14 protein-coding genes are annotated in these 12,697 nt (G+C 62.6%); 4 read left to right on the top strand and 10 right to left on the bottom strand.

Annotated elements, in window-relative coordinates; genetic code table 11:
- Positions 1-191: 191 nt before the first annotated feature.
- The 5 genes from LRG07_RS04005 to LRG07_RS03985 form a co-directional block, all read right to left on the bottom strand.
- The gene (locus tag LRG07_RS04005) at positions 192-749 is read right to left on the bottom strand and encodes a recombinase family protein (protein WP_238641843.1); all 558 of its coding nucleotides are present in this window, start codon (positions 747-749) and stop codon (positions 192-194) included.
- A 535-nt stretch (positions 750-1,284) separates the two neighbouring features.
- A complete protein-coding gene (locus LRG07_RS04000; RefSeq protein ID WP_238641842.1) occupies positions 1,285-1,587 on the bottom strand; it encodes a hypothetical protein in 303 nt (100 codons plus the stop codon).
- A gap of 74 nt (positions 1,588-1,661) precedes the next feature.
- Positions 1,662-2,393: a trypsin-like peptidase domain-containing protein gene (locus tag LRG07_RS03995; protein WP_238641841.1), complete on the bottom strand. Its 732-nt coding sequence runs from the start codon at positions 2,391-2,393 to the stop codon at positions 1,662-1,664.
- Between the two features lie 28 nt (positions 2,394-2,421).
- Positions 2,422-2,796 carry a DUF4168 domain-containing protein gene (locus LRG07_RS03990; protein WP_238641840.1) on the bottom strand — a complete coding sequence of 125 codons (375 nt, stop codon included), beginning with the start codon at positions 2,794-2,796 and terminating at the stop codon, positions 2,422-2,424.
- A gap of 290 nt (positions 2,797-3,086) precedes the next feature.
- Complete coding sequence (locus LRG07_RS03985) at positions 3,087-4,505, bottom strand: tyrosine-type recombinase/integrase (protein WP_238641839.1); 1,419 nt, start codon at positions 4,503-4,505, stop codon at positions 3,087-3,089.
- 484 nt (positions 4,506-4,989) lie between these two features.
- Between LRG07_RS03985 and LRG07_RS03980 the strand changes: the two genes are divergently transcribed.
- From LRG07_RS03980 to LRG07_RS03970, 3 genes are all read left to right on the top strand, one after another.
- Positions 4,990-5,604: a hypothetical protein gene (locus LRG07_RS03980; RefSeq protein ID WP_201167579.1), complete on the top strand. Its 615-nt coding sequence runs from the start codon at positions 4,990-4,992 to the stop codon at positions 5,602-5,604.
- A gap of 95 nt (positions 5,605-5,699) precedes the next feature.
- Positions 5,700-6,707 carry a protease SohB gene (gene sohB, locus LRG07_RS03975; protein ID WP_238641838.1) on the top strand — a complete coding sequence of 336 codons (1,008 nt, stop codon included), beginning with the start codon at positions 5,700-5,702 and terminating at the stop codon, positions 6,705-6,707.
- A 57-nt stretch (positions 6,708-6,764) separates the two neighbouring features.
- Positions 6,765-7,994: a hypothetical protein gene (locus LRG07_RS03970; RefSeq protein WP_238641837.1), complete on the top strand. Its 1,230-nt coding sequence runs from the start codon at positions 6,765-6,767 to the stop codon at positions 7,992-7,994.
- Between the two features lie 24 nt (positions 7,995-8,018).
- On the opposite strand, the gene bcp is transcribed toward LRG07_RS03970, so the two are convergent.
- Both bcp and LRG07_RS03960 read right to left on the bottom strand, forming a co-directional pair.
- Entirely contained in the window at positions 8,019-8,489 is a 471-nt protein-coding gene (gene bcp / locus LRG07_RS03965) for a thioredoxin-dependent thiol peroxidase (protein ID WP_201167570.1), read from the bottom strand.
- Positions 8,490-8,564: 75 nt separating this feature from the next.
- The gene (locus LRG07_RS03960) at positions 8,565-9,188 is read right to left on the bottom strand and encodes a Yip1 family protein (protein ID WP_201167567.1); all 624 of its coding nucleotides are present in this window, start codon (positions 9,186-9,188) and stop codon (positions 8,565-8,567) included.
- Positions 9,189-9,372: 184 nt separating this feature from the next.
- Between LRG07_RS03960 and LRG07_RS03955 the strand changes: the two genes are divergently transcribed.
- The gene (locus LRG07_RS03955) at positions 9,373-9,879 is read left to right on the top strand and encodes a CBS domain-containing protein (RefSeq protein ID WP_238641836.1); all 507 of its coding nucleotides are present in this window, start codon (positions 9,373-9,375) and stop codon (positions 9,877-9,879) included.
- A gap of 86 nt (positions 9,880-9,965) precedes the next feature.
- Here LRG07_RS03955 and phnE read toward each other — a convergent pair whose 3' ends face one another.
- The 3 genes from phnE to LRG07_RS03940 form a co-directional block, all read right to left on the bottom strand.
- Positions 9,966-10,769: a phosphonate ABC transporter, permease protein PhnE gene (phnE, locus tag LRG07_RS03950; RefSeq protein WP_201167561.1), complete on the bottom strand. Its 804-nt coding sequence runs from the start codon at positions 10,767-10,769 to the stop codon at positions 9,966-9,968.
- 54 nt (positions 10,770-10,823) lie between these two features.
- A complete protein-coding gene (gene phnC, locus LRG07_RS03945; protein WP_201241618.1) occupies positions 10,824-11,615 on the bottom strand; it encodes a phosphonate ABC transporter ATP-binding protein in 792 nt (263 codons plus the stop codon).
- A 79-nt stretch (positions 11,616-11,694) separates the two neighbouring features.
- On the bottom strand, positions 11,695-12,594 hold the full coding sequence (locus LRG07_RS03940) for a PhnD/SsuA/transferrin family substrate-binding protein (RefSeq protein WP_238641835.1): 900 nt from the start codon (positions 12,592-12,594) through the stop codon (positions 11,695-11,697).
- Positions 12,595-12,697: the final 103 nt, after the last annotated feature.

The raw sequence follows: 12,697 nt of genomic DNA, 5'->3' as shown, positions 1-12,697 counted from the left end.
ACCGTGTTGGCCGAGATGTGCTGAGGTGTTTCTTGGTCATTAACCCTCAGCGTGAGCGAGGCGCAGGCACAGGAATGGCGTCAAGAATTGCTCTCTAAGCCCCGGAGCGACCTCCTGAGAGGCGTTCGGGAGTGAACCAAGGGTAGGCCTAGGACCTCTCGCTGTAACGCCCCCAGGGGCGGTTTTGAGCGTTATTGAGCGTCGGCAAGAATGCGGTACACGGAGGCCCGCCCGATACCCAGTTTCCGCGCGATCTCCGTTGCCCCCTTTCCGGCACCGCGCAGTTCGAGCACTTCGTCCGCTCTTGCCCTAGCAGTTGGTTTGCGACCCTTGTACTTGCCAGCCCTCCGGGCCTTCTCGATACCCTCACGCTGGCGCTCCAGCATGATCTCCCGCTCGAACTCAGCGATGCCACCCAGGACCGTTAGCACGAGCTTGCCGGTTGCGTTCCCTGTGTCTATCCCCAAGTCCAGTATCCGCAGTCCGGCGCCACGTTCACGGAGGCTCTCAGTTAGTTCCATCAGGTGGCCCACAGACCGTGCCAAGCGGTCAATCTTGGTGACTACCAGCGTATCGCCGTCTCGAACAAATCCCATCGCCGTCGCAAGTTGCTCCCGGCTGGCAATGTCCACAGACGAAACCTGCTCCTGAAAGATCTTCTCGCACCCAGCATCACCAAGCTGGCGGACCTGGGCCTCGATGCTTGCTTTCTGGTCGAGAGTGGAGGTGCGAGCGCATCCGATCAGCATGGTGAGATCCCTTGTGTCTCATAAGCCTCTTAGACGTATACACGGTTTGGTCCCAGAACCCAAGAAGAACTTCCATGAGACACCCCGTCACTAGGCATGAGACGTCTCATATGAGCAAGCCCCTGTGAGTCGGTGGGACCATAGCAACAGTCTATTGCGCTAATCATGTTGGCTCTTTATCAATCCCTCTGGCTGCGTACGATTTGGACGCGGGAAAGTTCTGTGAATCACTAAGCGAAAAGCGAGCCAAATTAAGACCCTCGGGGCATCAGGGGGGGAGGAGGGGGGGGCTGCGGTTCCAACCTTAATCAGGGGAGGGGTGAAATTTTTGTGCTGTACATTTCGAAGGCTCAGCACGTCCGGTGACCATTATATCACCCTGCGTTACCTGCAAATCGCTACGGCGATACTCTCCCGGTGAAAGAAATAAGCCTTCTGCTTTCCCCGACGCCCAGACATTACCACGTCAATGTGGAAATGCCCAGCGCGAGGCGCACCGAACGGTTTAGTATCTTGTCGGCAAAATTACCTCTGGTCAGTCGCATTCATATCGGATACGCCATGATGCCCACAATACTTGATCCACGTGCTGACGAGAGAGCTTTTCCCACCCGATGTGCCCTGCGACTTCTCCAAGATAGCCAATATACTCCATGTACATTGTTTCTCGATCAGGGATTGGTGACGGAAAGCATACATGCTCTCCATATCCTTCATATCTCATCCAGTCGTTCATGTACATGAGGGTATCCTGCACACCAAAAAAATAATTTAATGCCTGTCGCCGTTCTTGTGGATTCGCACTATTATGTGATTCGATGAACTGCTGGATCGTCATAGAATTGACCAATCCAGGAAAATAAAAAAATAGAGCTATACAAAACGTGGCTAAAAAATATATAATTTTGCTCATCACGGGTCCAGGCCTACGCCGAAATGCTTTAGATCTTCTGCCGGTATGGCGATGCCCGATATATTTTGTCCTTCTGTTGCCCGGAAATAATTATCGACGGTCTCTCTTGTCGTTTCTTCTATATCATCAAGAACCTTAGACAAAACAATACCTACCAGCTCACCTTGTTCGTTGACAACGGGTCCACCACTGGCTCCCTCGATGACACCAGAAGACGTTTCTCCAAAAGCAATCACTGTGTTGCTTGGTCCAGCCTCGCCGGGCGGCCAAGGGCGCCGAGAGAAGTACTTCGCATTATAAAGTCTAAGGTTTTGGCTGTGCGCACCCGCGAAACGTATCTTATCGCCTCGCTGTAAGTTTTGGTCTGAAATGGGGATCACATCATTAGAAGATCTTTTTACCCTGAGCCTCCATGTGCAAAGGTCACCATGTCTTTGTGCTAGGTTGACTGATATTCTTTCTGGAAAATAAGCGACCACACGATCAGGGTCGATACCATGGCATGTGCTGGCAAGTGTATCCCTCTCTACCAGAGTTGCTCTACCGATTCCGGCACCATCCGTTAGAGTCACCATGTAGTTCGGGGCGTTTTGCTGGGCATCTCGTGCCTTTTCTTCGAGGTCGACCCGACTGGGGGCAGCACAGCCGATCAAGCCTCCGCTGGTTGAAAGAAAGAAAATTAGTAAAATCACGTATCCGGTGGCTTGATAACGATCATGAAGAATGCTCATCAAAACCCTCGCGCACGCTCTATTAAAATCAGCGCAACTGTTCCCGCTCGTCGATAGTAGACTTGACTTGGCGTTGAAACTCCGGGTCACCTTCCATGGCTTGCGCCATCTCGCTATAATCCTCAGGGCTCAGCCCATTAGCCTCAAGGACGCGAGCCATCTCCTGTTCGCTCTGAGCTCTTAGCTGCTGGACCTCGCTGTGGCTTTCAGCCTCCTCTATCATCGGCGTGTATCTTTCCATAACGTCTATGATACCCAGGTACGAATCCACGAAGCGCTCAATCTCGTTTTCACTAAACGACTCCTGCATGCTGGGACCACTATGGGAATCGTGAGCGCACCCTGTAACTGCTACGGCTAGAACCACCGCGCTCACCGAAAAAATCAGCCACCGCTTCGCCATTTCTTAGCCCTCCTCTTCGTTTCTCTTTTTGAAACGATAATCCCGACCGATATGGATAGACCTGTTAAGGCTGTTGATTTTGACCATAACGCACCTCGAGTGCCGACCAACACCTCCCTCACTACCCCTGGCAAAACACCCCGTAAAGTGATATGCCGACTAACCCATTAAATCGAGAAGGGGATGATCCCCCGTAACTCGTTTCTGACGCCGTTCACTGTCGAACTCCTGGTATCTGGTAATTGAGCAAATCTTATCTGGATATACACGCGTGTAGGGGCTGCGTTGCTCTATTGGCGGGGCAAGTGCATCGCCCTCCCGGCTTCGACCAGCTCCTCCATGGAGGCTTTGTAGTACGTCCCCAGGCCAACCCCCGGCGAGGCATGGCCGAGGAACTGATCCTGAACAGAGAGCCTAATCGCCGCTCGCTCTAACAGCGCCTTGGCCCTATGTCGCCACGAATGCGCACCGACTAGCCCCTGGTCATCGCTGAACGAGCGTAAACGGCGTCCAAGGCGCTTGCTGAGGGCGTTGTACCGGTCCCCGTAGCGGTTGGTTGAAAACTCCGGGAAGAGCGGATCACTCGGTTGTAGGTTGTCCAGGCGGTCTCGTAGTAACCTCACAGTCTCCGACTCCAAGACGGGGACAGAGCGCACCGCGGACGCTGTCTTGCCCTCGCGAACATGCAGAAGGACTGCATCACTACCGGAAAAGTGCACGACTGGGCTCGCGGAGGTGAGCTCAGACACATCGGCCACGTGGAGGCTGCAGACCTCCTCAATCCTCATCCCGGTGACGGCCAAAAGGCGGACGGCTAACGGGTCGGCGGGGTGCTTAATGCGGTCGGCATCGACAATGGCAAGCAATTGAGCGCCCTCATCCTCGGAGTACCCTCTGCGCTTGCTTCGGCCAGAGGAGCCGTTGTTGCCTTTCGAGGTTCGTCCTGAGGGGCCCTGGCGCTCCCAGGGGTTCTTCGTGCTCTCACTCAGGTACCCGTGGTCGAGCATCCAATTCCAGAAGGTCCGGTAGGTAGAGATCATCCGTTTGACGGTTGCGGGTGCTCTGTCGGCGGAGAGGATTTGATCCACGAAATGACTGGCGGAACGGCGATTGATGGTCTCAGCTGTGCGGTGGTGCTCCAAGAGTAGCCCGAGAGATTGCCTGTGCATGGTTATCGTCTTGGACACACAAGAGAGACTCGCGAGCCACTGTTCCGATAGGTGGGCAAGATCGACTGCTCGCCCGGTGGCCCGCCTGTACCATTCCACGGCGGCAGCAGGGCCCAAGTAAGGTGCGATACGAGACTCGGCGTATTCTTGAATGCCGTCGAGCAGGAGGTCTTGACGATAGCACTCCGAGTCCGGGGTATACCCCAGTTCTTCCAGCTCCTCGGACGTTTGAACCTCGACCGGAGGCTGAGAGGATTCCTCCAGTCGCGGCGTCGGGTAGCCCCCGAGTTCCTCCAGTGCTTGTCGGTACTCCGCCAGAACGCGCTCGTGAGGGCAGTCACTGGCGAGAGCCATACGGGCGGCCTCAAGCCGCGCCTTCCACGGCCCCACGATCCCATGCACCCGCTGCTCCGCGACCCGTTGGCTGTCCGTCTGGAGTGACTCCCTGAACCGGGCCTTGCCGAAGAACTCGCGAAGCTCTCTGGGGATCTCAAGTACCGCGTACCATCGTCGACGGCGCTTCTCAAGGTACCTCGGCATGGCCGTTACCACCCACGTTTACCACCCACGTTTTGGCTATAATGGCCTGATCAGATAGGGTTTACAAGAAGATATGAACGCTGACATCCCATCCCGTTGGGGACGCCATTTCCTCCCCTGCCCGTGAAACGACCTGCTCCAGGTCCCATTGTCCTCTATCGCAGCTTGGCCGGCGGCATTGTCAGGGCCTGCAACTCCCGATTCTGACCGCGCTTTCCGCCCAATCCGCCTCATCGGGCGCTCAGGCGCTGTCGGCGGTTTCGTTCCTTCCCCCGACGCTCATGCCCTGGGAGGGCGGAGCGCATCCGTCATCAAACATCGATCGAATGTCCGTTGGGCACGCCCAGCGCGGTATCTGGACGCATTGCGGTGCCAGGTTCACGTCGTTGCCGTTACCATCCATCGGTTTTCGATGAGTCGGCGGCCCACAGCGGATCGGTGCCGCGGGGTGTCTCGTTGACCAAACAGAGGGGTGGAGTCGCGTATGGCCAGTGTATTTTCCCGGCTGATCGTCAAGAATCCGGTCGGTGTCGCTTTCGAGTCGCTGCTGTTCCTGCTGGCGTTCACGGGGCTGCTCGTGATGCTGGTCTTCTCCTTTGTCAGCGTCTTCCTCGCTGCGGATACCTGGGCCGCGGTGCTCGGTCTATTCCAGGGGGTGCTGCCGGCCGGGTTGCTCCAGCTGGGCCTTGAGGCGGATGCCGCTGTGCGGCTGTTCTACGTGGTCGTCGCAGGTTTCGCCCTGGTTTTGGTCTCGATGGTGGTCGGAGTGCTCTACAACCTACTGCTGGCGCCTTTCCTCCGCCAGCGCAACGTGAGCCGGCTGGCGAAGGAAGGCTTTGAGATCAGCGAGGTCTTTCAGGGGCGGGGCGAATGGGCGGTGCTCGACAAAGAGAACCGGCATGCGTTCTTTGTGACCGCGGCCCGGGCCCTGCAGGTACAGGTCGATGAGATCCGCAAGGTGGAGAGTCGATCCATGCCCCTGGCCCGGCAGCTGCGGGTGCGCGTGGATCTCACCGACCCGGATACCCCCTATCACGAGGTCTACTTCAAGGCCAAGGACCAGGGGGACGCCTTGCGTATCGCGCTCCAGCGGCTCTGAGAGGCGGGGGATCGGCCGCTGCCTCCGGAAGGTAGGAGCATCGGGCCTCGCGCATGCTAGGGTTACCGAAGCGATGCCCTGCCGAGATCCAACGGATGCTAAACGAATACCTGCTGTTCCTGGCCAAGACCGCTACTGTGGTGCTGGCCGTCCTGTTTATCCTCGCGGCGGTATTCCGCATGCGCCAGGAGGGAGGCGCTGGGGCGGGTCGGCTGCAGGTGCGAGCGCTCAACGGTGTCTACCGGCAGCGTGCGGAGGCGCTGCGCCGCGCCGGTGCGCCGAGCTCCTGGCGAGGTCGGCTGCGCAGGAAGCTGCAGCGTAAACCGGTGGATCCACCGCCCGCCGAGCTGCCGGATAAGCGCGTCTACCTCCTGGATTTCCGCGGCGACATCCGGGCCCGTGCCGTGGAGGGGCTGCGCGAGGAGATTACCGCGGTGATCGCCGCGGCCCGCCCCGGGCAGGACGAGGTGATCCTCCGCCTCGAGAGCCCCGGCGGTGCCGTGCCGGCCTATGGGCTGGCAGCCTCGCAGCTGGCGCGCCTGCGCGAGGCCGGGATTTACTTGACCGTATGTGTGGATCGGGTTGCCGCCAGCGGCGGCTACCTGATGGCGGTGGTCGGGGACCGTATCGTGGCGGCACCGTTTGCGTTGATCGGGTCCATCGGGGTGGTCGGGAGCCTGCCGAATTTCCACCGCTGGCTGCGCAACCGTGACATCGATTTCGAGCAGCATACCGCCGGGGCGTACAAGCGGACCCTGACCCTGTTCGGGGAAAACACCGAGGCCGACCGGGAGCGCTTTCGCGAGGGCCTGGCCCACATCCACGAACAGTTCAAGGGGTTCCTCCGTCGTTACCGCCCGCAGCTGGATGTTGAGACGGTGGCCACTGGGGAGTTCTGGCTGGCTGAGCGGGCCCTGGAAGCGGGATTGATCGACGCGCTGCAGACCAGTGATGACTGCATCATGGCTCAGCGCGAGCAGGCGCACCTGTTGGAGGTCGATTTCCGTCAACGGGAGGGCTGGTCGCAGCGCCTGACGATGGTCACCGAGCGCCTGCTCGGGCAGCGCGGTGTGCTGGACCGGTTCGGGCCCGGCTTCGGGTAGGTGTAACGTACCGTCGCCCGAGTGGGGGTGCGACCGATCAACCGGGAGGGTTGGGCGATGGGTTGGTACCGATTCCTGGTCGGCTGGCTCGGCGTGGCGCTGCTGAGCCTGACTCCTGCGGTTTCTGGCGACTCCACCGCGACCCTGCGCATCTCTACCGAGCCGGGCGAGGCGGAGCTGCGCATCGACGGCGAACCCTACGGGATCTCGCCGCAGCGGACGCGGGACACCTTCATGGTGCGGCTGCCGCCGGGCACGTATGCCATCGAGGCGAAGATCCCTGCCGAGGACACCGACCACGGTGAGCCCATGCGCGCCGAACGGGAGGTGACCCTGCGTGCCGACACCGAGCAGACCTTCCACCTGACGCTGAGTGGCCCGGGCGATCCGCTGGCCAGCTACCGGGAGCATCGCGACGCCGTGCGGGCCGTCGCGTCTTTGCCGGACGGCCGGGTGCTCACCGCGTCGGCGGACCGCCGGATCAAGCTATGGCGCCTGGAGGACGGACAGGTGCTGCGCACCTACCCGGGGCACGCCGCGGCGGTGAACGCGGTGACGGCCAGTGCCGATGGGCGCAGCTTCCTCTCGGGCGATGCGGCCGGGGTGGTGAAGCTCTGGCAGACCGACCGGGATCAGGCGCAGCGAACCCTGGTTGAGGCCGATTCGCCGATCCGTGCACTGGCGCTGAGCCCTCGGGGGCAGCGGGCCCTGGTGGCCACCGAGGCGGGCAAGCTGCAGCTCTGGGATACGGCCAGCGGCCGTCAGCTGCGCACGTTCCGCGAGCAGCAGGCCGCCTTCCACGCCGTGACCTACGACTCTGATGGTGCTCGGGCCCTTTCCGCCGGGGCTGGCGATGAGCCCCTGGTGCTTTGGAATGCCACGTACGGTCGCGCGATCGGCGCCTTTGCGCCGGATGAGTCAGGGCCGGTGGAGGCGGTGGCGTTCACCCCGCGTGGCCGGCACGCGCTGGCCGGCACCCAGAGTGGTGCGGTCAAACTCTGGCAGCTCGACCGCGGCCACCTTGCTCTGCGCCTGGAGGGCCATCGCGCGGAGGTGCTGGCGGTGGCCGTCAGCCCTGACGGCCACCGTGCGCTGACCGGGGCTCGGGACGGGTCGCTCAAGCTCTGGGACCTGGAAGCCGAGCCGGAGGACGATCAGCCGGTCGAGCCGGTGCGCAGGTATGCGGGCCACGACCGGGCGGTGTGGGGCGTGGCCTTCACTCAGGACGGGGGGCTGGGTCTTTCGGTGGGCGAAGACCGCCGCCTGCGCCTGTGGCAGGTCGACTGATCCACGACCGGCTTCCGGGCGCGACTAGACCAGCTGCTGCAGGGCCTCCAGGACCTTGTGAGGATGGGCCTCGGCCTTCGAGACCCGGCGCCAATGCTTGCGGACAACCCCTTCGGCGTCGATCAAGACCGTAGAGCGGATCACGCCCATGCTCTTGCGCCCGTACATGTTCTTCTCGCCCCAGGCGCCGTAGCGGCTCATGACCTCTTTATCCGGGTCGCTGAGCAGCGTGAAAGGGAGTTCGTGCCGGTCCCGGAAGCGTTGGTGGGAGGCTGCGTCATCGGGGGAGATCCCCAGCACGGCCGCTCCGGTCTCCTGCAAATCGGCCCAGATATCGCGAAAGGCGCAGGCCTCCTTGGTGCAGCCCGGCGTCTCGTCCTTGGGGTAGAAGTAGACGACCACCGGCTGACCCCGCAGGGCGCTGAGGGTCACGTGCTTGCCGTCGGCGTCTGACAGGGTGAAATCGGGGGCGGGCTGGCCTTCTTCGATCGACATGGGCGTATTCTCCGTGGGCGGCACCGGGCTCTTGCACGGAGGATAGCGTCACCAGGCCAGGGTTGCAGCCCGTCGCTAGATCAACCAGGTGGTACCCAGGCGAACTTCCGGTGCAGCCCCGGGGATCAGGCTCATGGCTTGCCAGCCGAAGGCAAACGTCACCAGCAGGGCGGCGCCAAGCGCGGCCAGGTAGTGGCCCAGGCGGTTGCCCTTGCGCACCCCGGCGATGACGGCAAAGGCGGCGTAAAGCAGCCCCAGGCTGTAGAGGATCAGCAACAGGGCCAGGTGTGGCCCCACCGGCCAGGGCAGGGCAGCCACCACGTTGCCTACCCAGGCGGGGATCAGAGCCACGGAGACCGCGGTCAGTGGACGCCGGAAGTCCGAATAGCCCTGGAATAGGTCGCAAAGATAGTGCGCTGCGGCCGCCAGGGCGATGACGCCGACAAACTGGGTCAGGGCGCTGTAGATGCCGAAACCGATGGGGTCGGGGCGGGTCTCTGGCGGGAACCCGCTGGGGATCAGGGCGTGGGCGATCCCGGCCCCGAGCACGCTGGCCAGCAACAACGGTACCGTCAGCCGCGCCAGGATCCACGGCACGTCCGGATCGGCGTCGTGCCACTCCTCCAGGATCCGGCGTGGCCGGAAAAAGACGCTGGCGAGGGTGTGCCAGCGACCGGGTAGCGCGGGGGCGTCAGCCATCGATAGTCCTCGGAGTCTGTATGTGGGTCGGCAGCCTGAACGGAGGATGCTAAGTACGCCGGATGTGCTTGGCTACCGTCTTGAAGTCGATAAGCGCAACGCAAAAGTCGCGCGACATTCACGTTCCGGACAACATTGGCGGGTAGCCTCCTCGACAGTTTCTGACCGCAATGGAGGTGCCGCTATGATGATGTCCCTGGAAAGTTCCCCGGACCGTGCCCCGGTCTCCGCGCTGACGACCGACCCAGGGGGAATCCGCGAACCGGCACCGGCCATGGCAGGCCATCCCGCAACGCTGGGTGAACTCGCCCGGCGGGTGCCGGCCATCGCGGCCACTGCCCCGTTGGTTGCGGTCCCTCTATCGGCCGGGTACTGGTACGGGTTGCGTAGTCTGCCGGTCATTGATGAGTGCGGGCTCCCGGTTGGCATCCTGCGGCGGGACGAACTGACCGCGTGGGTGCGCCAGAACGACGGTTGGGTGACGGTGGAACGGCCTAGTCGCGTCCATGAGCTGTCCCGACCGCCACGCGCCATCTGGCGCGCCGAGGAGCCCTGGCGCCTTATGCTCGGCCGTTTCCGGGAAGGGCTGCCCTCGGCCGGGGACGAGTGCCTGGTCGTTGATGAAGAGGGACGCTACGTCGGCATCGTGACCACCATCGACCTGCTGCGTCGCGCGGCCACGATCGCGTAGATCGCGAGCCGCTCCCGTTTGACTCTGCCCGAAGGGCCTGTGCCCTGCGCAGCACAGGCTGCGCAGGGAACGCAGCGTGCCGACGGCTAGAGAAGCCGCTGTCGAATCGCAGAAGAGACCTGCTCGACGCCGATGACCACCAGCAGGATCACGATGATGATCGCCAGTGCGGCGTCGTAGTTGAACATGCTCATGGCGGTGCTCAGTTCCACCCCAATCCCGCCGGCGCCGACCAGTCCCAGAACGATGGCCGAGCGAATCCCTTTCTCGATGCTGTAGAGGCTGGTGGCCGTCATCGACGCGCTCGCTTCCGGGAGGATGGCGCCGATGATCGTCCCTGTTCGGCTTGCGCCGGTGGAGGCGAGTGCCTCGGAGGGCCCCTTGGGGATCTCCTCGATGCGTTCTGAAAAGAACCGCGCCGCGAAGCCGATGGTGTCCATGACGATGGCCAGGATGCCGGCCAGAGGCCCCAGGCCAACGGCCGCTACGAAGATCAGCGCCCAGACGAGTTCAGGGACCGTCCGTAGGGTGGCCACGACGCCCCGGGAGATCCACGCGATGCTCCAGTGCGGTGTGGTGTTGCGGGAGCAGAGCAGCGCCATGGGCACGCTCAGGATGACGCCTGCGGTGACGCCGACCACCGCCATGTTGAGGGTCTCCAGCATCGCCCCGGCGATGCTGTCGAAGCGGCTGAAATCAGGTGGTACTGCACGGGCGAAGAAATCGCCCAGGTTGCCCATGCCTTGCAGAAGCCGCTCGAAGGTTGTGTCGATCGTGCTCAGTCCCTGGATGAGGAATGCCAGGAACCCGACGAGTACCACCCAGGTAAAGACCGACGGCCGCTGGAAACGCTCCGGCGTGGCCGTCGAGCGGGGCTCGTGGCTAGTCATCGCTGACCTCTTCGAAGACGGATTGGTGCGGTGTTTGACGTAGGGCGGTCCGGCTCAGGAAGCGACGGCGAGCCGGGGTTTTGTCTCCGCCTCATCGACGCGCACGGCGCCCTCGTAGAGGGCGTCAAGCTCAGCGCGGCGGATGTCCGCCATGGGGCGGTCGAGCACGATTCGGCCAGCCTTCATGCCGAGGGCCCGTTCACCGAACTCTTCGGCAAAGTCGAGTTGATGTAGGCAGCAGAGCAGGCTGAGTCGCTCCTCTCGGACGATCCCCCAGAGCAGCTCCATGACCTCGCGGGCCGAGCGCGGATCGAGACTCGCAACCGGCTCGTCGGCGAGGACGACGGTGGGTTGCTGCATCAGCGTACGGGCGATGGCCACCCGCTGCTGCTGTCCGCCGGAGAGCTGGTCGGCGCGCTGGCCAGCACGATCGGCGAGGTTGACCCGCTCCAGGCAGTGCATGGCGTAGTCCCGTTCCTCGGCCGCCGCGAAGGGGGCCGTGACGGACCAGAAACTGCGGTGGCGGCCGCTGGCCCCGTAAAGGACGTTCTGAAAGACGCTCAGGTTCTGCACCAGATTGAACTTCTGGAACACCATACCGATGCGGGTGCGCGCCTCTCGCAGTGAGCGGCGCCCGGCCTGGGCCAGATCCGTACCCAGTACACGGACGCCGCCTTGTTGCGGTCGTTCCAGCCCGCTGATGCACCTCATCAGGGTCGATTTCCCGCATCCATTGGCACCGAGGAGAACGACGCCCTCGCCGGCTTCCATGCGGAAGTCGATCCCGCGCAGTACCCGAAGCTTTTCGTAACTCTTGTGCAGGTCGCTGCACTCGATGATGGCCATATCCGCCTACCTCAATGAATGGGACCCCGGTAGCGGGTCATGCTGCCGGGGTCGGGCTTGTCCCGCCGATGGCAAGGGGTTAAAGGTCGAATCCGAGGTAGTCGTACGCCTCCCGGACCATGTCGTATTCGTCGTCCGAGACGTCGTAGACGAACCGGGCGCCGAGGTACTTCGCCCGCTCCTGGGCCTCGTTGAAGCCCTCATCCTTGCCCGGCTCGACGAAGGCCGAGAAGAGCTCCTCCTCGTGCTCCTGGACGGTATCCCGAATAGCGGCGATGCAACCTTCACCGAGCTCGGCGCGGGCGACCATCGGGTCCCTGGGCATGGTGCCGCTGTCGGCGACCACGTCGTAATCGAAGTCCGCGTCGTACTCCGGGATCAGATCCAGGTCGCGATAGCCGAGAGCGGCGGCGTCCACGTCGCCGTTGACCAGAGCCTGGATGCGGGCATCGCCGGCGTGGACGGTGTCGAGGTCACGATCCAGGGAAAGGCCGGCGTCTTCGATCATCCAACCCTGGGTGATGTGGTTGGTCGTCGAGCCGACATCGCCGAAGGCCAGGGTCGTGCCCCGCAGGTCCTCGATGTCCTCGGCGCCCAAATTGGCGTTGGCGACAATCTTGGCCCCGTAGGCGTCGCGCTCAAGGCCGAAGGCGACATCGATGTCTGCTTCACTGCTCATGACGACGTACTCGGAGGGGCCGGCCAGGGCCAGATCAATGGAGTCGTAGCGCAAGGCGTTGGCGGCCGCGGTGCGGTTGCTGACGGCGAAGAACTCCATGTTGACGCCGGTGATCTCGCTGAATTGCTCCGCAAAGGGACCGAAAGCGCGCCGCAGCTCTTCGGCACCCTCGATGCCGGTATCGGCCAGGCGCAGGGTGCTCGGACACTGTTCGGCCACGTCGGCGTGGGCGGCCGTCATGCCGGCGCTGAGCAGGGCGACGGCGGTCACGGTGCTGAGGGCTTGGCTCGTAGGTCTCATCGATCACTCCTGGTGGTTGCCGTAGGGGACTTAAGACGGCCCGTCCCGTGGTCCCGTCGTGACTCGCGGTGCACCGTATGCAATGCCGCTTACAGGCCTTTGA

The organism is Halorhodospira sp. 9622 (genome assembly GCF_022228025.1).
Classification (GTDB): Bacteria; Pseudomonadota; Gammaproteobacteria; order Nitrococcales; family Halorhodospiraceae; genus Halorhodospira; species Halorhodospira halophila_A.
The sequence above is the reverse complement of the archived record's forward strand: the minus strand, read 5'-3'. Positions and strand labels throughout refer to the sequence as shown.